At 73.2% G+C, this 21910-nt stretch carries 24 protein-coding genes; 15 read left to right on the top strand and 9 right to left on the bottom strand.

Annotated features, from left to right (window positions below; translation table 11 throughout):
- The first annotated feature begins 7 nt into the window (after positions 1-7).
- The 7 genes from I601_RS07745 (at position 8) to I601_RS07715 (ending at position 6304) form a co-directional block, all read left to right on the top strand.
- The gene (locus I601_RS07745) at positions 8-934 is read left to right on the top strand and encodes a class I SAM-dependent methyltransferase (protein WP_084527317.1); all 927 of its coding nucleotides are present in this window, start codon (positions 8-10) and stop codon (positions 932-934) included.
- Positions 935-946: 12 nt separating this feature from the next.
- Positions 947-2071: a sensor histidine kinase gene (locus I601_RS07740; protein WP_068107949.1), complete on the top strand. Its 1125-nt coding sequence runs from the start codon at positions 947-949 to the stop codon at positions 2069-2071.
- Complete coding sequence (locus I601_RS07735; RefSeq protein WP_237089582.1) at positions 2068-2814, top strand: LytR/AlgR family response regulator transcription factor; 747 nt, start codon at positions 2068-2070, stop codon at positions 2812-2814. Before I601_RS07740 ends, I601_RS07735 begins: the two co-directional genes overlap by 4 nt.
- A 10-nt stretch (positions 2815-2824) precedes the next feature.
- Positions 2825-3232, top strand: coding sequence for a hypothetical protein (locus I601_RS07730; RefSeq protein WP_068107948.1), 408 nt, complete (start codon positions 2825-2827; stop codon positions 3230-3232).
- Positions 3229-4773: a sodium/solute symporter gene (locus I601_RS07725; RefSeq protein WP_068107946.1), complete on the top strand. Its 1545-nt coding sequence runs from the start codon at positions 3229-3231 to the stop codon at positions 4771-4773. Before I601_RS07730 ends, I601_RS07725 begins: the two co-directional genes overlap by 4 nt.
- A 200-nt stretch (positions 4774-4973) precedes the next feature.
- Positions 4974-5714: a fibronectin type III domain-containing protein gene (locus tag I601_RS07720; protein WP_068107944.1), complete on the top strand. Its 741-nt coding sequence runs from the start codon at positions 4974-4976 to the stop codon at positions 5712-5714.
- A 74-nt stretch (positions 5715-5788) separates the two neighbouring features.
- The gene (locus I601_RS07715; RefSeq protein WP_068107942.1) at positions 5789-6304 is read left to right on the top strand and encodes a metallophosphoesterase family protein; all 516 of its coding nucleotides are present in this window, start codon (positions 5789-5791) and stop codon (positions 6302-6304) included.
- Between the two features lie 7 nt (positions 6305-6311).
- Here I601_RS07715 and I601_RS21115 read toward each other — a convergent pair whose 3' ends face one another.
- Entirely contained in the window at positions 6312-6749 is a 438-nt protein-coding gene (locus tag I601_RS21115; protein WP_157519957.1) for a hypothetical protein, read from the bottom strand.
- Positions 6750-7059: 310 nt separating this feature from the next.
- Here I601_RS21115 and I601_RS07705 point away from each other — a divergent pair, with 310 nt between their 5' ends.
- From I601_RS07705 to I601_RS07685, 5 genes are all read left to right on the top strand, one after another.
- A complete protein-coding gene (locus tag I601_RS07705) occupies positions 7060-7338 on the top strand; it encodes a DUF4212 domain-containing protein (protein WP_068107939.1) in 279 nt (92 codons plus the stop codon).
- Positions 7335-9002: a sodium:solute symporter family protein gene (locus I601_RS07700; RefSeq protein ID WP_068107936.1), complete on the top strand. Its 1668-nt coding sequence runs from the start codon at positions 7335-7337 to the stop codon at positions 9000-9002. Before I601_RS07705 ends, I601_RS07700 begins: the two co-directional genes overlap by 4 nt.
- 156 nt (positions 9003-9158) lie before the next feature.
- Positions 9159-11144: an acetate--CoA ligase gene (gene acs / locus I601_RS07695; protein WP_068107934.1), complete on the top strand. Its 1986-nt coding sequence runs from the start codon at positions 9159-9161 to the stop codon at positions 11142-11144.
- 168 nt (positions 11145-11312) lie between these two features.
- On the top strand, positions 11313-12656 hold the full coding sequence (nhaA, locus tag I601_RS07690; protein ID WP_068107932.1) for a Na+/H+ antiporter NhaA: 1344 nt from the start codon (positions 11313-11315) through the stop codon (positions 12654-12656).
- Between the two features lie 88 nt (positions 12657-12744).
- Positions 12745-13149, top strand: coding sequence for a phage holin family protein (locus tag I601_RS07685; protein WP_068107930.1), 405 nt, complete (start codon positions 12745-12747; stop codon positions 13147-13149).
- A 209-nt stretch (positions 13150-13358) separates the two neighbouring features.
- Here the strand turns inward: I601_RS07685 and I601_RS07680 are convergent, their stop codons facing one another.
- The 4 genes from I601_RS07680 to nth are packed head-to-tail and all read right to left on the bottom strand — an operon-like array spanning position 13359 to position 16608.
- Complete coding sequence (locus I601_RS07680) at positions 13359-14531, bottom strand: MarP family serine protease (RefSeq protein WP_068107928.1); 1173 nt, start codon at positions 14529-14531, stop codon at positions 13359-13361.
- Positions 14532-14537: 6 nt separating this feature from the next.
- On the bottom strand, positions 14538-15293 hold the full coding sequence (locus I601_RS07675; RefSeq protein WP_169834670.1) for an NUDIX hydrolase: 756 nt from the start codon (positions 15291-15293) through the stop codon (positions 14538-14540).
- Positions 15290-15907: a TlpA family protein disulfide reductase gene (locus I601_RS07670; RefSeq protein WP_068107926.1), complete on the bottom strand. Its 618-nt coding sequence runs from the start codon at positions 15905-15907 to the stop codon at positions 15290-15292. Before I601_RS07670 ends, I601_RS07675 begins: the two co-directional genes overlap by 4 nt.
- Positions 15904-16608, bottom strand: a complete 705-nt coding sequence (nth, locus tag I601_RS07665; protein WP_068107924.1) for an endonuclease III — start codon at positions 16606-16608, stop codon at positions 15904-15906. The genes I601_RS07670 and nth overlap by 4 nt, the downstream gene beginning before the upstream one ends.
- A gap of 161 nt (positions 16609-16769) precedes the next feature.
- Here nth and I601_RS07660 point away from each other — a divergent pair, with 161 nt between their 5' ends.
- From I601_RS07660 to I601_RS07650, 3 genes are all read left to right on the top strand, one after another.
- On the top strand, positions 16770-17447 hold the full coding sequence (locus I601_RS07660) for a Crp/Fnr family transcriptional regulator (protein ID WP_068107922.1): 678 nt from the start codon (positions 16770-16772) through the stop codon (positions 17445-17447).
- A gap of 107 nt (positions 17448-17554) precedes the next feature.
- The gene (locus I601_RS07655; protein WP_068107920.1) at positions 17555-18094 is read left to right on the top strand and encodes a SigE family RNA polymerase sigma factor; all 540 of its coding nucleotides are present in this window, start codon (positions 17555-17557) and stop codon (positions 18092-18094) included.
- Entirely contained in the window at positions 18091-19467 is a 1377-nt protein-coding gene (locus I601_RS07650) for a hypothetical protein (protein ID WP_068107918.1), read from the top strand. The genes I601_RS07655 and I601_RS07650 overlap by 4 nt, the downstream gene beginning before the upstream one ends.
- Here I601_RS07650 and I601_RS07645 read toward each other — a convergent pair.
- Genes I601_RS07645 through I601_RS21345 form a run of 4 tightly spaced genes read right to left on the bottom strand, consistent with a single transcriptional unit; the run spans position 19446 to position 21773 of the window.
- Positions 19446-20273 (bottom strand): MBL fold metallo-hydrolase, encoded by an 828-nt coding sequence (locus tag I601_RS07645; RefSeq protein WP_068107915.1) that lies wholly within the window; start codon positions 20271-20273, stop codon positions 19446-19448. The genes I601_RS07650 and I601_RS07645 overlap by 22 nt on opposite strands.
- Complete coding sequence (locus I601_RS07640) at positions 20270-21139, bottom strand: NUDIX hydrolase (protein ID WP_068107913.1); 870 nt, start codon at positions 21137-21139, stop codon at positions 20270-20272. The genes I601_RS07645 and I601_RS07640 overlap by 4 nt, the downstream gene beginning before the upstream one ends.
- Positions 21139-21615 carry a RidA family protein gene (locus I601_RS07635; protein ID WP_068107911.1) on the bottom strand — a complete coding sequence of 159 codons (477 nt, stop codon included), beginning with the start codon at positions 21613-21615 and terminating at the stop codon, positions 21139-21141. Before I601_RS07635 ends, I601_RS07640 begins: the two co-directional genes overlap by 1 nt.
- Entirely contained in the window at positions 21615-21773 is a 159-nt protein-coding gene (locus I601_RS21345; RefSeq protein ID WP_169834669.1) for a DUF4177 domain-containing protein, read from the bottom strand. The genes I601_RS07635 and I601_RS21345 overlap by 1 nt, the downstream gene beginning before the upstream one ends.
- Positions 21774-21910 lie beyond the last annotated feature (137 nt).

Raw genomic sequence — 21910 nt, 5'->3', positions numbered from 1 at the left:
CGACCCGATGAGTGATCCCCTCCCCCACGCGCGATCCTTCGGGCAGGTGGCGGCGGCCTACGACCGGGGCCGACCGTCCTACCCGCGCGACGTCGCGGCCTGGATGTGCGGCGGACCGGAGCGTGGCGGCCTCACCGTCCTCGAGGTCGGCGCCGGCACCGGCAAGCTCACCGAGCAGCTGGTCGCGCTCGGCCACGTGGTGCACGCCACGGATCCCGACGAGCAGATGGTGGCCGTGCTGCGCGAGCGGCTGCCGCAGGTGCGCACCAGCGTGGCGGGAGCCGAGGAGCTGCCCGCCGCCGACCGCGGCTACGACGTGGTGGTCTCTGCCCAGAGCTTCCACTGGTTCGACCACGACCGGGCGCTGCCCGAGCTCGCCCGGGTGCTCAAGCCCGGCGGCCACCTGGCCCTGGTCTGGCACCAGCGCGACGTGCGGATCCCGTGGGTGCGCAAGCTCAGCCGCATCCTCGGTCCCGAGCACCCGTTGGAGGAGCTGACCCGGCCGCTGGCCGACAGCGACCTCTTCGCGGACGCCGAGGAGCAGGCGTTCAAGCACTGGCAGGTCCTGGACCGCGAGACGATCCTCGACTACGTCGCCTCCCTGTCGACCGTGGCGGTGCTCGGCGAGGCCGAGCGCGAGAGCGTCCTGGCCGACGTCCTGGCGCTCTACGACGACTACGGGCGCGGCATGGACGGCATGCAGCTGCCGCACGTGACCTCCTGCTTCCGCGCCCAGGTGCGCCCGCAGGCCGCGCCGCCGGCACCCGCCCGCCAGCTGGCCGAGGCCGGTGGCACGGGCGACGACGTCCCGCCGGACCCGCCGTGGACGGTCACCACGGGCAGCATGCCCCGCATCGAGGACGAGATCTTCAAGGCTCCCCGGTCCGCGGTCGCCGACGACGACAACGCGATGCTGCTGATCGACTTCCGGTGAGCGGGGCCTGACATGGCGCGGCTGCCGCGACCCTGGCGGCGTACGCACCTGGGCACCGACGCCGACCGCGCCACCTTCCGCACCCTGCACACCGCTTCGCTGGCCTCCCCGGCCCTGCGCGCGGGCCTGACCGCCGACAGCGCGGAACGCTCGATCAAGCACCTGCGCGCCCTGCTCGGCACCCCGGCGATCGCGTTGAGCGACACCGCCGACCTGCTGGCCTGGGACGGCGCCGGGCACCACCACGCCGCCCAGGTGCCGGCGCTGGTGGCCGAGGCGCTCGCCCGCAGCGGCACCCAGGTCGTCGCCCGCCGCGAGCTGCCGTGCCGCCAGGGCTCGTGCCCCGTGCGGGCCGCGGTGATCAGCCCGCTGGTCGTCGAGGACCGGGTGATCGGCACCCTGCAGGTCTTCGGGCCCTACGCCTCCGCGGGCCTGGTGCGGGCCGCCGACGAGGTGGCCCGCTGGGTCTCGGGGCAGCTGGAGCTGGCCGAGCTCGACAGCTCGCGGACCCGGCTGATGGAGGCCGAGGTGCGCGCGCTGCGTGCCCAGATCAGCCCGCACTTCATCTACAACTCCCTCGGCGCCATCGCGAGCTTCGTGCGCACCGACCCCGACCGCGCCCGCGAGCTGCTGCTGGAGTTCGCCGACTTCACCCGCTACTCCTTCCGCAGGCACGGCGAGTTCACGACGCTGGCCGAGGAGCTGCGCTCGGTGGAGCGCTACCTGCTGCTCGAGCAGGCCCGCTTCGGCGACCGGTTGCAGGTGACCCTCTCGATCGCGCCCGAGGTCCTCGGCGTCGCCGTGCCCTTCCTCTGCCTCCAGCCACTGGTCGAGAATGCGGTGCGGCACGGTCTGGAGTCCGCTGCCGGGGGCGGCCACCTCCGCATCGTGGCCATCGACCAGGGTCAGGAGTGCGTGATCGAGGTGGAGGACGACGGCGCCGGCGAGGACCCCGAGCACATCCGGCGCGTGCTCGCCGGTGACCAGTCGGGCGACTCGGTGGGCCTGGGCAACGTCGACGGCCGGCTGCGCGCGGTCTACGGCGACGCCTACGGCCTGGTCGTCGAGACCGCGCCCGGGGCCGGCACCAAGGTCGTGGTGCGGCTGCCGAAGTTCGCGCCGGGGGTGCACGCGTGAGCCCCGCGACCCGGATGCGGGTGCTCGTCGTCGACGACGAGCGGCCCGCACTGGACGAGCTGGCCTACCTCCTGCAGCGCGACGACCGGATCGGTGAGGTGCTGACCTGCGACTCGGCCACCGAGGCGCTGCGGGTGCTGCAGGAGCAGGAGGTCGACGCGCTCTTCCTCGACATCCAGATGCCGGGCCTGAGCGGCCTCGAGCTGGCCCAGGTGCTGATGCGCTTCAAGCAACCGCCCTCGATCGTCTTCGTCACCGCCCACGACAACCACGCCGTCGACGCCTTCGACCTCCAGGCCGTCGACTACGTCCTCAAGCCGGTGCGCGCCGAACGCCTCGCCGAGGCCGTGCGCCGCGTGCGCGGCGGCGACCCGCGGGCCCCCGCCGACCAGGACCTGCAGATCCCGGTGGAGCTGGGCGGGGTGACCCGGTTCGTGCACCGCTCGGACCTGACCCACGTCGAGGCGCACGGCGACTACGCGCGCCTGCACACCCCCACGGGGTCGCACCTGGTGCGCACCCCGCTGTCCACGCTGGAGGAGGAGTGGGGCGCGGCCGGGTTCGTGCGGATCCACCGCTCGCTGCTGGTCTCGCTGGCCCACGTCAGCGAGGTGCGGATGGACGCCGGGCGCTGCTCGGTGGTGGTCACCGGCGCCGAGGGCGAGCCGGGGGTCGAGCTCGGGGTCAGCCGCCGGCACACGCGCCAGCTGCGCGACCTCCTGCTGCGCCGGGCCCAGTCGTGAGGCACCAGCCGTGAGCGACCCGCAGCCACGGGTGCGGGTCACCGGCCCGCCGCGGCGGCGTACGCCGCTGGCGCGCACCCGCGAGGTCGACGACGAGACCCCGCTGGGCAGCCTCTACCTCGGGTCGCTGCTGCGCGAACAGCTCTGGCTGGCGCTGCGCACGCTGCTGGTGCTCGCGCTGACCCTCGGCCTGCTGCCGGTGCTGTTCGTGCTCGTGCCGGGGCTCGACGAGATCGCGGTGCTGGGCCTGCCGCTGCCCTGGCTCCTGCTGGGGGTCCTGGTCTACCCGTTCCTGGTGCTGCTGGGCTGGCGCTACGTGCTGCGCGCCGAGCGCAACGAGGAGGCGTTCGTCGAGCTGATGGGGGCCGAGCGCAAGCCCGAGCCCGGCCCCGGCCCCGAGGATCGGTCGCGCCGGTGAACCCCGACCTCGACGCCGCCCCCGGCATCGTCGCGATCGTGCTGGTCAGCGTCGCGACGCTGGCGATCGGCACCTACGGGCTGCGCTTCTCGCGCACCACCAGCGACTTCATGGTCGCCTCGCGCACCGTGCGCCCGGGCATGAACGCCTCGGCGATCAGCGGCGAGTACCTCTCGGCCGCCTCCTTCCTCGGGGTCGCCGGCCTGCTGCTGGGCTTCGGCGCCGACATGCTCTGGTACCCCGTGGGCTGGACCGCCGGCTACCTGGTCCTGCTCACGCTGGTCGCGGCCCCGCTGCGCCGCTCCGGCGCCTACACGCTCCCGGACTTCGCGGAGGCACGGCTGGACTCGCAGCTGGTCCGCCGCGTCTGCTCGCTGCTCGTGGTCGCGATCGGCTGGCTCTACCTCCTCCCCCAGTTCCAGGGGGCGGGCATCACGCTGGCCAGCGCCGTCGGCGGCCCGACGTGGATCGGATCCCTGGTCGTCGGCTCGGTGGTCCTCGTCAACGTCATCGGCGGCGGGATGCGCTCCATCACGCTGGTCCAGGCCTTCCAGTACTGGCTCAAGCTCACCGCCCTGCTCGTCCCGGCCGCGGTGCTGCTGGTGGTGTGGGCAGGCGACGGCCGGCCCGGCGCGGACCCCGCGATCGGGCACGCGGGCGGCGGCGGCCCGCTGCCTTGGTCGAGCCCGCTGGCGGAGTCCGGCCCGATGGGCCTCTACCTGACCTACTCGCTGATCGTGGCGACCTTCCTGGGCACTATGGGCCTGCCGCACGTGGTGGTGCGCTTCTACACCAACCCCGACGGCCGCGCCGCGCGGCGTACGACGCTGGTGGTGCTGGTGCTGATCGGGATCTTCTACATGGTCCCGCCGATCTACGGCGCCCTCGGTCGTGTGTACGCCGCCGAGCTGGCCGCGACCGGCCGCTCCGACGTCCTGGTGCTGGAGCTGCCGCGCCTGATGCTGCCCGGGCTCGGCGGCGACGTGCTCACCGGGATGGTCGTCGGCGGGGCGTTCGCCGCCTTCCTGTCGACCTCCTCGGGACTGGCGATCGCCATCGCGGGGGTGCTGAGCCAGGACGTCACCGGGCGCGCGTACGCCGGTCGCCGGCTCGGCGGGGTCGCGGCCTTCCGGGTCGGTGCGGTGCTGGCGGTCGTGGTGCCGGCGGCGGTGTCGCTGAGCGAGCCGCAGGTGGGTGTGGCCACCACCGTCGGGCTGGCCTTCGCGGTCTCGGCCTCGACGTTCTGCCCGCTGCTGCTCCTGGGGATCTGGTGGCGCGGGCTGACCGCGGCCGGCGCCCTGGCCGGCCTCCTCGTCGGGGGCCTGGGCTCGGGGCTCGCCGCCGTCCTGACCCTCTTCCCCGGCCGGGCCGACGGCTGGGTCGAGATCCTGCTCCAGCGCCCGGCCGCCTGGAGCGTGCCGCTGGCGGTCCTGGCGATGGTCGGTGTCAGCCGGGCCACCCGGGCCCGCGCGCCGCTGCACGTGCGGCGCTTCATGGTGCGCCTGCACACGCCCGAGGCCGTCGAGCTCGACCGGGGCTGACCCCCGCCGGCCCGAGCCCTGCTCCGGCTCCGGCCTGGGTCGTGGCCTGGGTCGTGGCCTGGGTCGTGGCCTGTCGACGCGCCCTGGCGCGTCCTGAGCCACACGACCCGAACCACGACCCGGGCCACGACCCGAACCACCACCCGGGCCGCATCGCAAACCACGACCCGGGGCCACGACCCACGTGGGATGCTCCGGGGGTGCGAACTCGGACCCTGCCCGCGGCCCTGCTGCTGTGCGTCCCCCTGGCCCTGCTGCCCGCCCTCCCGGTCGCAGGCGCTCCGCCGGCGATGGCGTCGACGTCGGCGGGGACCCCGACCGACACCACACCGCCGCAGATCGACCTCGACCCGTGCTTCGGATCCGAGCCCTGCCAGCGCGAGGCGGCGTACGTCGCCGGGCGGCTCGACGACGGCGACGACCTGGCCGTCCTGGGCGCCCTCCTCGACGGCGAGCCGGTCGCCGAGCGCGTGTACGACGACGGGTCGGGCTTCGAGCCGCACGGCCCGTTCACCGCGCCGGGCCAGGACACGGTCGAGGAGGTCGACTACGCGATGGTGGTCGGCGTGCCCGAGGGCGAGCACCAGGTGACCTTCTACGCCCGCGACCTCGAGGGCAACGAGAGCTCGCGCACCACGACGGTGATCGGCGCCGACGCGCCGGGACGCCCCCAGGGCCTGCGCGCCGAGGCGCGGCCCCGTCGCGGGGGCTTCGTCCTCCGCTGGGACGGCGCTGACCCGAACGGGTCGCACGTCCACACCTACCGGATCCGCCACGGACGCGAGGACCGCACGACCCGGGGCGGCGTCCCCGAGAGCCCCGCCACCCGCCTGGTGTGGTCCGGCCTCGAGCCCGGCTGGCACACCTTCCGGGTGCGCGCCACCAACGGGATCGGCGAGGGCCGGGCCTCCCGCGTCCGCGCCTACCTCCACCGACCCTGACCGCGCCGGGTCGTGCCCCTCAGGGTGGCCCCTGCACCACCCTGAGGGGCACGACCCGGTGAGATGCTGGTCGGGTGCCGACCCGTCTGCTGATCACCGCCGACACCCACCTGCCCAAGCGCGCCAAGGCGCTGCCGGAGGAGCTGTGGCAGCAGGTCGAGCGCGCCGACGTGGTGGTGCACGCCGGCGACTGGGTCGACGTGGCGCTGCTGGACGAGCTCGAGGAGCGCAGCCGGCGCCTGGTGGGCGTCCACGGCAACAACGACCACGGAGTGCTGCGCGAGCGGCTGCCGCTGGTGGCCGAGGCCGAGATCGAGGGCGTCCGGCTCGGGGTGGTGCACGAGACCGGCGACAAGCAGGGGCGCGAGCGGCGCTGCGACGCGGCGTACCCGCACCTCGACGTCCTGGTCTTCGGGCACAGCCACATCCCGTGGGACACCACCACGCAGGGCGGCCTGCGCCTGCTCAACCCGGGGTCGCCGACCGACCGGCGCCGGCAGCCGCACTGCACCTACCTCACCGCTGTCGCCGCCGACGGCGCGCTGCACGACGTGACCCTGCACCGCCTCCCCCCGAGACAGGGGCGCTGAGAGACCCTCAGGCGGGCGGGCCCCGGAACAGCCGCACGGCGCTGACCCCGGCGAGCACCCCGCCTCCGACGACGAGGACCAGGCCCGGCCCGGGGATCCAGCCCGCGGTGCCGACCAGGCCCAGCAGGTGCACCACCTGCCACAGCGGCAGCACGACCGCGACCGCCCCGAGGAGCGCGGCCTGGGCTGCTGCGAGGCGCCGGGCGGGCACCATCACCCCGGCGAAGCCGAGCATGCAGGTGTAGAAGGTCCACAGCCCCGCGCCCTGCGCGCCGAGGACGGTGCCGAGAGGTGTGTCGATCCACGGCATGAAGGAGCCGACCAGCACCAGGAAGCTGGCTCCCAGGAGCATCCGCCGCCCGGGCTCGGCGCCCCGACGGGGGCCGACGCCCGCCCGAGGGGCGGTGCCTGCGGGGGCTGGGGTGGGGCGGGTCGAGGTGGCCATGCGCCGACAGTAGGGCGGGTGACCCCCGTCACGGCAGGCTCGGCCGGCGGCCACCGGCCGAGCGTCGTACGCCGTGCGCCGAGCGGTCGGCCAGCCACGACGAGCGGTCCACCGGGCGCTCGAGAGCCCGATCGACGCGCCGCGGTGGGCGAGCGGCCGCCGCTCGTCGCACCCCGCCCACCACTCGCCGCACAGTGTGACCGGGGTCACCTCGACCTCTTGTCGCGGCCCGTACCGAGGCGTTTGCATCCCGTCCTGACGCTATCGCCGCGGGGTCCACCGCTCGCGACGTCGAGACGAGGAGGAAGCGATGGATGACGCAGCGCGCCAGCAGTACTGGCGCCGGAACCTGCGGCTGATGGCCGTGCTGCTGACGATCTGGGCGCTGGTGTCGTTCGGCGCCGGGATCCTGTTCGTGGAGCCGCTCAACAAGATCGTGGTCGCCGGGTTCCCGCTCGGCTTCTGGTTCTCCCAGCAGGGCGCGATCCTCACGTTCGTCGCGATCATCGCGGTCTACGTGTGGCGGATGGACAAGCTCGACGCGGAGTTCGGCGTGGAGGAGTACGAGCAGGAGGTGCACCACTCGTGAGCGACATCCAGCTCTGGACCCTGATCTTCACGGTCATCACCTTCAGCGTCTACATCTACATCGCCTACGCCAGCCGGGTCAGCACCACCTCCGGCTTCTACGTCGCCGGCGGCGGCATCCCGGCGGTGGCCAACGGCGCCGCGATCGCGGCCGACTGGATGAGCGCCGCGTCGTTCATCTCGCTGGCCGGCATCGTGGCCTTCGCCTACAACGGCTACGCGGGGGGCGTCTTCCTGATGGGGTGGACCGGCGGCTACGTGCTGCTGGCGCTGCTGCTCGCGCCGTACCTGCGCAAGTTCGGCAAGTACACGCTCCCCGACTTCGTCGGCGACCGGTACTCCGAGACCGCGCGGCTGGTCGCCGTGCTCGCCGCGATCGTCGTGTCGTTCGTCTACGTCGCCGGGCAGATGGCCGGCGCCGGGCTGGTCTTCACCCGCTTCCTGGGTGTGGGCACCACGACCGGTGTCATCATCGGCATGACGATCGTGTTCTTCTACGCCGTGCTCGGCGGCATGAAGGGCATCACCTGGACCCAGGTCGCGCAGTACTCCGTGCTGATCGTGGCCTACATGATCCCGGCGTTCGCGGTCTCGACGAAGGTCACCGGCATCCCGCTGCCGCAGATCGGGTTCGGTGACATCCTCGCCGAGCTCGACGGGCTGCAGCAGGACCTCGGCCTGGCGGCGTACAGCGAGGCCTTCACGCAGACCTCGATGCCCAACATGGTGCTCATCACCGCCGCGCTGATGTTCGGCACCGCCGGCCTGCCGCACGTCATCGTGCGCTTCTACACCGCCAAGAGCGTGCGGGCGGCGCGCTACAGCGCGCTGTGGGCGATCTTCTTCATCGCCCTGCTCTACACCACCGCCCCGTCGGTGGCGGCGTTCACCAAGCTGCAGATCCTCCAGGACCTCAACGGCACCGCGATCGGCTCCGAGCCGGGCTGGTTCAACACCTGGTCGGAGGTCGGGCTGGTCTCGGCCACCGACGCCAACGGCAACGGCATCATCGACTTCGCCACCGAGACGGTCATCAACAACGACATCATCGTGCTGGCCAGCCCCGAGATCGGCGGCCTGCCGGCCCCCATCGTCGGCCTGGTCGCGGCGGGGGCCCTGGCGGCGGCACTGTCGACGGCCTCCGGGCTGCTGCTGGTGATCTCCTCGTCGGTGGCCAACGACGTCTACTACAAGAAGATCAACCCGCGGGCCACCGAGGCCAAGCAGCTGCTGGTCGGTCGCATCGCCATGGGCGGCGCGATCCTGGTCGCCGGCTACTTCGGCATCAACCCGCCCGGCTTCGTGGCGCAGGTGGTGGCGCTGGCCTTCGGGCTCGCCGCGGCCAGCTTCTTCCCGATCCTGGTGCTCGGGATCTTCTGGAAGAACTGCACCGCGAAGGGCGCCGTGGCCGGCATGGTGACCGGACTGACGGTGACGATGGCCTACATGATCTGGACCATCGACATCTACGGGAACTCCGACGGCCTCCTCGGCATCCCCGAGACCGGCTTCGGCACGATCGGGATGCTGATCAACTTCGCGGTCACGATCGCGGTCTCGCAGTTCACCGCGAAGCCTTCCCCGCTGATGCAGGAGCTCGTCGAGGAGATCCGCTACCCCGGCAAGACCAAGCTCGTCGCCCAGCACCAGGCCGGCGAGATCTGAGACGCCGCACCCGCCGGGTCGGCGCCACCGGGCGCCGACCCGGCACCCGCGCACCGGGGGCCGTTCCGCTGCTCCCCGCCGCGGCCTAGTGTGGCCGACACCACCTGCACCACCCTTCACCCCTTCACTGCACCCCGACCCAGGAGACGAGAGACCGTGAGCGACGAGACCCTGTCGAACCTGCTCAAGGAGGACCGCCGGTTCGAGCCGCCCGCCGAGCTCGCGGCGAACGCCAACGTCACCGCGGAGGCGTACGACGCCGCCGCGGCCGACCCGGAGGCGTTCTGGGCCGAGCAGGCCGGGCGCCTGACCTGGGCCACCCCCTGGGACCGGGTCCTGAACTGGGACGACCCGCCGTTCGCCAAGTGGTTCGAGGGCGGTCGCCTCAACGCGGCGTACAACTGCGTGGACCGCCACGTGGAGGCCGGGCGCGGCGACAAGGTCGCGTTCCACTTCGTCGGCGAGCCCGTCGACGACACGCGTGACATCACCTACGCCGAGCTCCAGGACCTGGTCTGCCAGGCCGCGAACACGTTGATCGACCTGGGCGTGCAGACAGGCGACCGGGTCGCGATCTACATGCCGATGATCCCCGAGGCCGTCGTGGCGATGCTGGCCTGCGCCCGCATCGGCGCCCCGCACACCGTGGTCTTCGGCGGCTTCTCCTCCGACGCCCTCGCGTCCCGGCTCGAGGACTGCCAGGCCAAGGTCGTCGTGACCGCCGACGGCGGCTACCGCCGCGGGGCACCCTCCGCGCTCAAGCCCGCCGTCGACGAGGCCCGCGTCAAGGCCGCCGGCCTGGGGCACACCGTGGAGAAGGTCCTGGTGGTGCGCCGCACCGGCCAGGACCTCGGCGCCGACAGCTGGGACGACGCCGTCGACGTGTGGTGGCACGAGAGCGTGGACCGGGCCTCGACAGAGCACGCCCACGAGGCCTTCGACGCCGAGCACCCGCTCTACGTCATGTACACCTCGGGCACCACCGGCAAGCCCAAGGGCATCCTGCACACCACCGGCGGCTACCTCACCGGGGCGGCGTACACGCACTGGGCGGTCTTCGACATCAAGCCCGACGACGTCTTCTGGTGCACCGCCGACATCGGCTGGGTCACCGGCCACTCCTACATCGTCTACGGCCCGCTCGCCAACGGCGTGACCCAGGTGCTCTACGAGGGCACCCCGGACTCACCGGAGAAGGGCCGCTGGTGGCAGATCATCGAGCAGCAGGGCGTCACGATCCTCTACACCGCGCCCACGGCGATCCGCTCGTTCATGAAGCAGGGGCGAGAGATCCCCGACCGCCACGACCTGTCGAGCCTGCGCCTGCTGGGTTCGGTCGGCGAGCCGATCAACCCTGAGGCCTACGTCTGGTACCGCCACGTCATCGGCGGCGACCGCACCCCGGTCGTGGACACCTGGTGGCAGACCGAGACCGGCCAGATCCTGATCTCGCCGCTGCCCGGCGTCACCGCCGGCAAGCCCGGGTCGGCGATGGTGCCGATCCCCGGGATCTCGGCGGCCGTGGTCGACGAGGAGGGCCGCGAGGTCGCCAAGGGCGGCGGGGGCTACCTCGTGCTCACCAAGCCGTGGCCCGCGATGCTGCGCACGATCTGGGGCGACGACGAGCGGTACAAGGAGACCTACTGGGCGCGCTTCGAGAAGCTCGGCTACTACTTCGCCGGGGACGGCGCCAAGCTCGACGACGACGGTGACCTCTGGGTGCTCGGCCGCGTCGACGACGTCATGAACGTCTCGGGCCACCGGCTCTCCACCACCGAGATCGAGTCGGCGCTGGTCTCGCACCCCAAGGTGGCCGAGGCGGCGGTGGTCGGCGCCCAGGACGAGGACACCGGCCAGGCCGTGTGCGCCTTCGTGATCCTGCGCGACGAGGCCGGCGACGGCGGCGCGGACATCGTCGAGGAGCTGCGCGCCCACGTGCGCAAGGAGATCGGCCCGATCGCCAAGCCGCGCCAGATCATGATCGTGCCGGAGCTGCCCAAGACCCGCTCCGGCAAGATCATGCGCCGCCTGCTGCGCGACGTCGCCGAGAACCGCGAGGTCGGGGACGTCACGACCCTGGCCGACTCCTCGGTGATGGACCTGATCTCCTCGGGCGTCTCCGGAGGCCGGGGCGACGAGTAGTCCCGGTGGCGACCCGGCCGGTCCTCTCCGGCCGGGTCGACCGTGCGGGGTGAGCGCGTGCGCCGCTACGATGACTGACTGGTGCGCCGGGAAGTCTGGTCGGCAACTGTCTTGTCGACCCCTGTCGACGACCTCGCTCATGACCGCTGATCGATCCGAGGAGCCCTCGTGAACTCCAGCACCTCTTCACCCCGCCTCTTCTCCCGAGGGAGCTTCCTCGAGGACTCCCGCATCGCGGGGGTGCTGCGCGCCGAGACCACCGGCGGTCTGCTGCTCATCGTCGGTGCCCTGATCGCGATCGTGTGGGCCAACACCCCCTTCGCCGGCACCTACGAGGCGATCCGCGACTTCAAGCCGCTCTCCGCGCCCCTCGATCTCGGTGCCTTCACCCTGCACCTCGACCTCTCGATCGGCACCTGGGCCGCCGATGGGCTGCTGGCGATCTTCTTCTTCGTCGTCGGCCTCGAGCTCAAGCGTGAGTTCGTCGCCGGAGACCTGAGGGACCCCAAGCGGGCGGCGCTGCCGATGGCCGCCGCGGTCGGCGGCATGGCCGTGCCGGCGCTGCTCTACCTGGCCTGGAACTTCGCCGCCGCCGACGGCGCGCCGAGGGGCTGGGCGATCCCGACGGCCACCGACATCGCCTTCGCGGTCGCGATCCTCGCGGTCATCAGCACCCACCTGCCCTCGGGCCTGCGCACCTTCCTGCTGACCCTGGCCGTCGTCGACGACCTGCTGGCCATCACAATCATCGCGATCTTCTACACCGAGGACCTCGACCTGCTCTTCCTGGCGCTGGGCATCCTGCCGATCCTGGTGTTCGGGTTCCTGGCCCAGAAGCGGATCTTCCCCGGCTTCCTGCTCATCCCCCTGGCGCTCCTCGCCTGGGTCCTGGTGCACGAGTCCGGCGTGCACGCCACCGTCGCCGGTGTGCTGCTGGGCTTCACGGTGCCGGTGCTGCGCAAGGACAAGGACTCCGACAAGCCGGGTCTCGCCGAGCACCTCGAGCACCTGGTGCGACCCATCTCAGCGGGTATCGCGGTCCCGGTCTTCGCCTTCTTCGCCGCCGGCGTCACCGTCGGCGGCTTCAGCGGCCTGGTCGACTCCTTCAAGGACCCCGTCGCGCTGGGCATCGTCACCGGTCTCGTGGCCGGCAAGGCCATCGGCATCACCGGCTCGACGTGGCTGCTGTCGAAGTTCACCAAGGCCGACCTCGACGACGACCTGGCCTGGATCGACGTGATCGGGCTGTCCATGCTGGCGGGCATCGGGTTCACCGTCTCGCTGCTGATCGGCGAGCTGGCCTTCGGCCAGGGCTCCGAGCGTGACGACCACGTCAAGGTCGGGGTGCTGATCGGCTCGGCCCTGGCGGTCGTCCTGGCCACGATCGTGCTCCGCTCCCGCAACCGGGTCTACAAGAAGCTGTGGGAGGCCGAGCAGGTCGACACCGACCGCGACGACATCCCCGACGTCTACCAGGCCGGGGACAACGACCCCGCCACCCCGCCCTACTGAGGCTCACCCCCACTGGCGGCGCGGGTGGGGCTACGGGCTTGTAGGGTCGGAGCCCGGAGCACGCACACACCACCAGGGGAGCAACCGCATGGCCATCGAGCCGGTCAAGGACACCGATCCCACCATCGGACGCCTGGTCACCGACGCCAGCCGCGACATCTCCAGCCTGATCTCGAAGGAGATCGCGCTCGCCAAGTCCGAGCTCAAGGTGAGCGTCAAGGCCGGCGGCATCGGCGCCGGGCTCTTCGCCGCCGCCGGGTTCCTGGGTGTGCTCGCGATCATCATGCTCTCGGTCGCGATCGCCTACTTCATCCACTGGGCCGGCCTCGGGCTGCACTGGTCCTTCCTGATCGTCTTCGGCCTGTACGTCGCCCTCGCCGGCCTGCTCGTGCTCATCGGCATCAAGAAGGTCAAGCAGGTGCGTGCGCCGGAGAAGGCGATCGCCCAGGGCAAGCAGATCCCGTCCGCCCTGAAGGGCCAGCACACCGCCTGAGGCTTCATCGCTCGATCGCCTGGCGCTCGGATCGCCGTGGGTGTCCGGGCTGCTCACGGCCGCCTGTGGGTACGCCCGCCACCTCGCCGGCTCGCCCCCCGGCCCGGCTGGGTCTCGACCCGCCCCTGCGCGCCCTCGTTCCTCGGACGCGGGGCTTGCTCGACCTTCGCGCGCCGCCCTGACCTCCTTCCTCGGTCAGGGCGGCGCGCTCACCCCGCGCAGGCGCCTGTCGAGACCGGCGACGTCGCCGCGCGGCCCTGGTCGGCGGCCTGCTCGACCTGGTCGGTGGTCAGCGCGTAGCCGGTGTCGCCGTCGGTGACCGAGGCCGCGAAGACCACCCCGACCACGTCGCCGCGCGTCGAGATGATCGGGCCACCGGAGTTGCCCGGGCGCACCAGGCCGCGCAGCGAGAACACCTCGCGGATGACGGCCCCGTCGCCGTAGATGTTGGGTGAGCGCAGCCGCTGCTCGGCCCGGATTCGGGCGGCGCGGACGTCGTAGGGACCGTCCAGGGGGTAGCCGAGCACCGCCACGGCGTCCTTGGGGGCCGCCTGGGCGAACTCGAGCGCCGGCAGCGACCCGGAGTCGAAGGACACCACTGCCACGTCGACGTCGGGGTTGTAGTAGACGACGCGCCCCTCGACGGGACCGGACTCGAGCTGGACCTGTGGGGCGTCCACGCCGGCGACGACGTGGGCGTTGGTCATCAACCGGTCGGGGGCGTAGACGAACCCGCTGCCCTCGACCCCGTTGCCGCAGGAGTTGGCGCCCCGGATCTTGAGCACGCTGGGGGCTGCCCGCTGCACCGCCGGACGGCGCAGCATCCGCTCGTCACCGGGCGCGACCTCGATGATGCGCTCGGGGGCGAACGGCTCGAGGTAGCGGGGGAAGAAGCTGGTGCCCACCACGGTGTTGAAGGCCTGCAGCAGGCCGCCGGCCGACTGCGGCAGGGCGTTGTCGACCTTGGCCAGCACCGTCGAGGACCGCACCATCGGCGTCACCCCGGCGATCCGTGACCCCGAGACGGCGACCCCGAGCGCCCAGGCCACCAGCAGCACCGCCACGGCGCTCAGCGCGGCCCCGCCGACGGCGTCGAGCGCGCGCACCGGCTGCCAGGTGATGCGCGAGCGCAGGCGGGCGCCGACGTACTGCAGCGTCGCCTGGCCCAGCGAGGCGGCCAGGATGACGATGAACAGCGCGCCGAGCGTGACCAGCAGCGACGGGTTGGCGTCACCGAGCGCGATCGGTGCCAGCCAGATCCCGAAGAGCCCGCCGGCCAGCAGCCCGGCGGTCGCGAAGGCACCGGTGATGAAGCCCTGCCAGTAGCCGGAGAGGGCGTAGGCGAGGACGAGGAGGGCCAGCAGCCAGTCGAGCAGGTTCATCGGGCCTCAGATGTCCTCGTCGGGTCGGTCGGGGACGTCCTCGATGTCGAGGAGCCCACCGGTCGTGGGGTGGTCCGGTCGGGGGCGTGGGTCGGCGGCGAGCATGTAGTCCGGCAGCTCGCAGATCCGCGACTCGTCCCACGGCGTGGTCCAGCCCAGGAAGTCGAAGAGCTTGGCGATGATGCCGCCGGTGAAGCCCCACAGGATCACGTCGTTGTCGGGCCCGATGAGGAAGCCGGGGCTCTCGAAGCCCCGGGGGTGGCGCACCGTGACGCGGTGCTCGGCGGCGAGCAGCTCGCTGACCGGCACGTGGTGGATCGCGTGCACCTCGGCGCTGCTGGCGATGTGCACGCCGCTGGGGTGCGCCCACCAGCCCAGGACCGGGGTGACCGCGAAGTTGCTGGGGGGCAGCCACAGGTCGGGCAGGGTGGCGAAGACCCGGACCTCGGCCGGCTCGAGGCCGACCTCCTCCTCCGCCTCCCGCAGCGCCGCCTGCACCGCGGTCTCGCCGGGGTCCACCCCGCCGCCGGGGAACGAGACCTGGCCGGGGTGGGAGCGCATGTCGTGGGCACGCTCGGTCAGCAGCAGCTCGGGACCGGCCGGTCCCTCCGCGAACAGCATCAGCACCGCCCCGGGCCGGGCGCTGCCGTCGGCCGGCGGGGTGAAGCGGGAGAGGCGGTCGGCGGTGATCGCCTGCGCGCCCTCCTGCACCGGCAGCAGCCACTGCGGCAGCGGGGCCACAGAACCGCTGTGGCCGCTCACAGCCGCACCCCGAGGTGCTCGGCCACGAGGTCCTCGAGCTGTTCGACGCTGCGGATCTCCATCGGCAGCACCGCCTCGACGGTGCCGTCCGCGCCCACCAGGACCGTGGTGGGGAAGGCGACGGCACGCACGACCGGGTCGACGCTGAGGTCTCCCTGCGTGTCGGCCACCTGGGGGTAGGTCACGCCGCTGCGGGTCAGCAGCTGCATCGCGCCCTCGGTGATCGGGTCGGCGTAGTCGACGCCGAGGACGTCCACCTCGTCGCCGTGCTGCTCGTAGAAGTCCTGCAGCACCGGCAGCTCGCGCTTGCAGGGGGCGCAGGTGGCGAACCAGGCGTTGAGGACCAGCGGTCCGCGCAGCGCGGACAGGTCGACGCCCGGGCCGCCGCCGAAGCAGGCCAGCTCGAGCTCGGGGAGCCCTCCCTCGACCGGCGCGCCGGTGCCCGGTCGGCAGTCCTCGATCCCGGCCTCGGCCTTCATGTCGCGCAGGGCCGGGGTCTCGACGTCGATCCGGGCCGGACCCGGGGCGGGGACGAACGAGCCGTCCCCTCCCCCGCAGGCGCCCAGCACCAGCGCGGCCGTCGCCAGGACGATCGCGAGGGGACGTCGGGTCATCGGCGCGCCTCGGTCTTCACGAGCTTCGCCGCGGTCTCGGGGTCGGTCGGGCCCTCGCCGTACGACGGGCACCAGCGCGCCACCGGGCAGGCACCGCACGCAGGACGCTGGGCGTGGCAGCGCCGCCGTCCGTGCCAGATCAGGCGGTGGCTGAGCATCGTCCAGTCCTTCTTCGGGAACAGCGCCCCGACGGCGTGCTCGACCTTGACCGGATCGGTCTCCTCGGTCCAGCCCAGCCGCCGGGCCAGGCGACCGAAGTGGGTGTCGACGGTGATGCCGGGGACGTCGAAGGCGTTGCCGAGCACCACGTTGGCGGTCTTGCGCCCCACGCCGGGCAGCTTCACCAGGTCGACCAGCCGCGGCGGCACCTGTCCGTCGTGGTGCTCGACGAGGTGGGCCGAGAGCTTGAGGAGGGACTCGGTCTTGGCCCGGAAGAAGCCCAGGGGACCGACGATCTCCTCGAGCCGGGCCCTGTCTGCGGCCGCCATCGACGGGGCGTCGGGGTAGGCCGCGAAGAGCGTGGGCCGCACGGCGTTGACCCGTCGGTCGGTGGTCTGGGCGGACAGCACGGTGACCACCAGGAGCTGGAAGGGGTCCTCGAAGTCGAGCTCGCAGCGCGCCTCGGGGTAGGTCTCGGCCAGGACCCGGTCCGTCTTGCGCGCGCGGCGCACGAGCGCGGTGGGGGTCTCGGGGTCGGGCACGCGGCAAGGGTACGAGACGAGACCGACACCTGTGGCCGCCGCGGTCGCCGCGCCACGACCGTCCCGGTGGCACGTGTGACCAAGTCCACTGGATAGGATGCCCAGGTCCGTGCATCCTGCGCGGGTGACGGCACATCACCGCACGTACTCCAGGAGGTCCGGTGGACAACGACGTACTGCGTCAGGCACCACTCTTCAGCGCTCTGGACGACGAGGCCGCGTCCGCGCTGCGCACGTCCATGACCGAGAGCCGGTTGCGTCGCGGTGACGTGTTGTTCCGCGAGGGCGACTCCGGCGACAAGCTCTACGTCGTGCTCGAGGGCAAGGTGAAGCTGGGCCGCACGTCCTCCGACGGGCGCGAGAACCTGCTGGCGATCCTCGGCCCCGGCCAGATGTTCGGCGAGCTGTCGCTCTTCGACCCGGGCCCGCGCTCGGCCACCGTCACTGCGGTCACCGACGCCTCCTTCGCCTCGCTGTCCCACGAGGACCTGCTGCGCTGGCTCGAGGGGCGCCCCGTCGTGGCCCGCGGCCTGCTGAACCAGCTCGCCGGCCGACTGCGCAAGGCCAACGACGTCGTGGCCGACCTGGTCTTCTCCGACGTGCCCGGCCGGGTCGCCAAGGCGCTGCTCGACCTCGCCGACCGCTTCGGGCGCACCGCCGACGACGGCGTGCACGTCCACCACGACCTCACCCAGGAGGAGCTCGCCCAGCTGGTCGGCGCCTCCCGCGAGACGGTCAACAAGGCGCTCGCCGACTTCGCCTCGCGCGGCTGGCTGCGCCTGGAGCCCCGTTCGGTCGTCATCATGGACGTCGAGCGGATGTCGCGCCGGGCCCGCTGACGCGTCCCCCTGCAGGAGCGACACCGCCTCCGTCGAGAAAGTCCGGGCCGACCGACCCCCGCACCCTGCCTCCGGCGCGTATGCCTGGGTGAGAGAGGGGTGATCGGGTGATCTCGGGACCGGACGTGGACTTCGAGTCGTTCGTGCGCGCCCGCACACCGGCCCTCTCCCGGACCGCGTACCTCCTCACGGGGGACGCCCACCTCGCGGAGGACCTCGTGCAGACAGCGCTCTTCAAGGCGGCCCGCGCCTGGCCGCGCCTGGCCGGTGACCCCGAGCCCTACGTCCGGCGCATCCTCTACACGCAGAACGTCTCGTGGTGGCGCTCCCGGCGCCACCTCACCGAGCAGGCGCTCGGCGCGTACGACGCCCCCGCGCCGGGCGGCTCGGACCCCGACCTGCGCCTCACCCTCGAGCAGGCGCTGGCCCGGCTGACCAGCCGCCAGCGCACGGTGCTGGTGCTGCGCTACTTCGAGGACCTCACCGAGGTGCAGACCGCCGCCGCCCTGGGCATCCGCCCCGGCACCGCCAAGTCGCTGACCCGGCAGGCGTTGGCGCGGATCCGCACGCTGGCCCCCGAGCTCGCCGAGCTGGTGGGGCCCGCCGGGCACCCGGGGGCCGTCGGCAACGAGGGGGTGGCCCGATGAGCGAGCAGCTGCGGTCCGAGCTGGCTCGCATCGCCGAGGGCGCGCCCGTGGCCGGAGTGCCGGCCGACACCTGGGACCGCGCCCGGCGCAGCGTGCGGCGCGACACCGCCGCGGTCGTGGCGGCCGTGGCCGTGGTGGTCGCCCTGGTCGCGGGTGCGCTCGCGTGGCTGCCCGACCGGGACGGGGTCGCCCCGGCCGACGGCGACCGGGGTGCGCTGCCGGCGTACCTGCCGGTCCCGGGCGAGGGCGAGCCGATGAACCCGACCGACGGCCTCGCCGTCGGCGCACAGGCGGTCGCGATGGCCCCGAGGAGCGTGGTGGGCCAGCGGCGGGTCGTCGTGGTGGACGCCCGCACCGGGGCGTACCAGCGGCTGCTCCTGCCCGACTTCGGCGCCGCGACCGGCCGGGACCTCACCGGGACCGTCCACCCGCTGGCCCTGTCCCCGGCCGGGACCACCCTGGCCTACCCGCGGGTGCGCGGCCGGCGCTCGGTGGACACCTTGCGCACCGGGCTCGGTCTCGTCGACCTGGGCACGGGCCAGGTGCGGGAGATCCCCCTGGAGGACGCCGGCCGACCCGTGCTGGTGCGCAGCGTGTGGTTCTCCCCCGACGGACGCACCGTCCTCTGGACGGGTCAGCCCGTCCTCGGCGACGACGGGGGCGGCCGCTCCTACGGCGACGAGACCGCGGGCGGCCTCATCGCCCCGGGGTCGTCGAGGTCGGCGCCGCTCCCGGGCCGGCGACAGGACGAGACGCTGGCGGTGGCCGTGGACGACGATGCCACCGTCGCGCGGGTCGGCAGCCGCTCGACCCGCCTGCTGCGTGCAGGTGCCGACACCCTCACCGTCCCGGCCACCCGGGGTGTCGTGCTGAGCGGCGGCCTCGACGCCCGGTCCGTCAGCAGCCTGGTCAACACCTGGACCCCCGGCGACGACCGCGCGTACTCCCTGCGCTGGGTGACAGCGAGCCGCACGGAGCCGGACACGCCCCTGCGACAGCTCGCCACACCTGCACCGCTGGCGGGCACCGACTGGCGGGTGCTGGAGTGGATCGACGCCGCCCACGCCGTGGTGGGTGCGGACATCTCCGACGACGAGACCACCGTCGAGACGCAGATCGGCGTCGTCACCCTCGCTGGCGACGGTGCCACCTACGAGCAGGTGGCGCGCAGCGACCCCGGCGAGCTGCCCGGCCCGGTCACGGTGGCGACCGGCCTGCTCACCGACGGGGCGTCCGCGGTCGAGCGTCCGCTCCCCGCGTTCGCCGAGGCCCGCCGGTCGTGGACGTGGTGGTACGTCGGCGGGGTGCTGCTCGTCCTGGGCGCACTCGCCGGTGGACTGGCGCGCTGGCGTCAGCGGCGCTCGGCCAGGTAGGCCAGCTGGGCGCGCACCGACATCTCGGCGGCGCCCCACAGCACCGGGTCGACGTCGGCGTACACGACCTCGACGACGCGCTGGGGCAGCTCCTCGACCGCGATCCCCTCGGGGTGCGGTGCCCGGCGCAGCGTGTCGACCGCCGCCTCGACCTGCTCGAGCCGCTCGCGGCGATGGTCCTGGTAGTAGGTGAGCGCACCGACGGCGTCGTCGATGACCGGCCCGTGGCCCGGCCAGATGGTCCCGACCTCCTGCGCCTCGGCGAGCGCGTGCAGCCGGCCCAGGGAGTCGAGGTAGGCCCCGAGCCGGCCGTCGGGGTGCGCCACGACCGTGGTGCCTCGCCCCAGGACGGTGTCGCCGGTCAGGACGGCCCGTTCCGCGGGCAGCACGAACGACAGCGAGTCGGCGGTGTGACCCGGGGTGCCGACCACGCGCACCTCGAGCCCGTCGACCTCGACGACGTCGCCGTCGTCGAGACCCTCGGAGCCCAGGCGGTGCGCCGGGTCCAGGGCTCGTACGCCGCAGCCCACGCGCTCGGCGAACTCGCGGGCCGACTCGGCGTGGTCGTGGTGGTGGTGGGTCAGCAGCACCACGGCGACCTCGCCGGCCACGTCGGCCACCGCGTCGAGGTGGCTCAGGATCGAGGGGCCCGGGTCGACCACGACCGAGCGGCGGGCGCCCGGCTCGCGCAGCACCCAGGTGTTGGTGCCGTCGAGGGTCATGTGGTCGGCGTTCGGAGCCAGCACGCAGCGGGCCCGCTCGCCGAAGGTGCCACCGGTCCAGCCCGAGGGCGCCACCACGCTCATGCCTGCCTGCGCTGGGCCAGCAGCGGGCGCAGCCGGTCGGGCATCGTGAGCGTCCACCCGTCGCCGAGCGGCTCCACGGTGGGGGTGAACATCTGCACCGAGCGTCCCCGCGCGGTCTCGAGCACCGCCGCCGGGTCGTCGTGGGCGCCGATCTCGATCGAGGTCAGGTAGGTCGGTGGCATCATCGCCAGCTCGCCCGCCTCCGCCTGGTCCGCGGCGACCCGAGCGGGCAGCCAGTGCACCGACGACGACTCGGTGGAGACGTCGCGGGTGCGCTGCCCGTCGGGCAGCTCGGCCACGAAGAACCAGGTGCGGTAGCGCTTGGGCTCGAACGCCGGGGTCAGCCACGCGTCCCAGACGCCGAGCAGGTCGGTGCGCAGCACCAGCCCGCGGCGGTTGAGGAACTCGGTCATCGCCAGCTCACGGGTCTCCAGGGCGACCCTGTCGGCCTCCCAGTCGGCGCCGGTGGTGTCGGCGACCACCTCGCCGTCGGAGTGCCCGGCCAGCAGCACGCCGGACTCCTCGTAGGTCTCGCGGACCGCGGCGCACACCAGCGCCCGGGCGGTCTCCTCGTCGCAGCCGAGGCGCTCGCCCCACTCCGCGGGCGTACGCCCGGCCCAGCCGACCTCGGCGTCGAAGTCGCGCTTGTCGACCCCGCCCCCGGGGAAGACCGCCATCCCGGCGGCGAAGTCCATCGAGAACTGGCGGCGCAGGTAGTAGGCCTCCGGCCCGGCGGCTCCGGCACGCATCAGGATCACCGTGGCCGCGTTGCGCGGCTCGGCGGGCTCACGGGCACCGTCGGCGAACTCCTGCGCCAGCGTGACCACCTGGGCCGGCAGCGGCACCGGCGGCAGCGGGACCTGCATCAGCCGACCTCGACCAGCAGCTCCACCTCGACGGGCGCGTCGAGCGGGAGCACCGGCACGCCGACGGCCGAGCGGGCGTGCACGCCGGCCTCGCCGAAGACCTTGCCCAGCAGCTCCGAGACGCCGTTGGCGACCCCGGGCTGACCGGTGAAGTCGGGGGTGGAGGCGACGAAGCAGACGACCTTCACGACCCGCACGACCCGGGCGAGGTCGCCGATCTCGGCCTTGACGGCGGCGATGGCGTTCAGCGCGCACTGCTGCGCGCAGGCCTGGGCCTCCTCGGCGGTGACCTCACCCCCGACCTTGCCGGTGGCCATCAGCTCGCCGCTGCGCATCGGCAGCTGGCCCGAGGTGTAGACGTGCTGCCCCGAGCGGACGGCGGGCACGTACGCCGCCACCGGGACGGCGACCTCCGGCACCGAGAGGCCGAGCGCGGCCAGCCGCTCCTCGGGGTGCTCGGTGTGCTCGGCGGCCATCAGCCCTGCACCGGGCGCTTGAAGTAGCCCACGAGGTTCTCGGGGTTCATCCCTGGCGCGACCTGCACCAGCTCCCACCCGTCGGAACCGAAGTTGTCCAGGATCTGCTTGGCGGCGTGCGTCAGGATCGGCGCTGTCAGGTACTCCCACTTGGTCATGTCGGCACCCTACTCGCGGCGCCGCCGCTTCTCACGGGGACCACCGCGACCCCGCCGACCCCGGTGGCGGACGCTGCGACCACCGACGCGACCGACCCCGCAGGCGCGGTGCGCGTGCGGGGTCGGTCGTCGTGCGG

The organism is Nocardioides dokdonensis FR1436 (assembly GCF_001653335.1).
GTDB classification, from domain to species: Bacteria; Actinomycetota; Actinomycetes; order Propionibacteriales; family Nocardioidaceae; genus Nocardioides; species Nocardioides dokdonensis.
Note: the sequence above shows the minus strand (reverse complement) of the source record. Positions and strands in the feature narration are given on the sequence as shown.

What these genes read in the sequence shown, in the direction of transcription:
- I601_RS07745 (WP_084527317.1), top strand. Translation starts at nt 8, where the DNA reads ATGAGTGATCCCCTCCCCCACGCGCGATCCTTCGGGCAGGTGGCGGCG.
- I601_RS07740 (WP_068107949.1), top strand. Translation starts at nt 947, where the DNA reads ATGGCGCGGCTGCCGCGACCCTGGCGGCGTACGCACCTGGGCACCGAC.
- I601_RS21115 (WP_157519957.1), bottom strand. Translation starts at nt 6,749, where the DNA reads ATGGCCACCTCGACCCGCCCCACCCCAGCCCCCGCAGGCACCGCCCCT.
- I601_RS07705 (WP_068107939.1), top strand. Translation starts at nt 7,060, where the DNA reads ATGGATGACGCAGCGCGCCAGCAGTACTGGCGCCGGAACCTGCGGCTG.
- I601_RS07685 (WP_068107930.1), top strand. Translation starts at nt 12,745, where the DNA reads ATGGCCATCGAGCCGGTCAAGGACACCGATCCCACCATCGGACGCCTG.
- I601_RS07680 (WP_068107928.1), bottom strand. Translation starts at nt 14,531, where the DNA reads ATGAACCTGCTCGACTGGCTGCTGGCCCTCCTCGTCCTCGCCTACGCC.
- I601_RS07670 (WP_068107926.1), bottom strand. Translation starts at nt 15,907, where the DNA reads ATGACCCGACGTCCCCTCGCGATCGTCCTGGCGACGGCCGCGCTGGTG.
- I601_RS07650 (WP_068107918.1), top strand. Translation starts at nt 18,091, where the DNA reads ATGAGCGAGCAGCTGCGGTCCGAGCTGGCTCGCATCGCCGAGGGCGCG.
- I601_RS07645 (WP_068107915.1), bottom strand. Translation starts at nt 20,273, where the DNA reads ATGAGCGTGGTGGCGCCCTCGGGCTGGACCGGTGGCACCTTCGGCGAG.
- I601_RS07640 (WP_068107913.1), bottom strand. Translation starts at nt 21,139, where the DNA reads ATGCAGGTCCCGCTGCCGCCGGTGCCGCTGCCGGCCCAGGTGGTCACG.
- I601_RS07635 (WP_068107911.1), bottom strand. Translation starts at nt 21,615, where the DNA reads ATGGCCGCCGAGCACACCGAGCACCCCGAGGAGCGGCTGGCCGCGCTC.
- I601_RS21345 (WP_169834669.1), bottom strand. Translation starts at nt 21,773, where the DNA reads ATGACCAAGTGGGAGTACCTGACAGCGCCGATCCTGACGCACGCCGCC.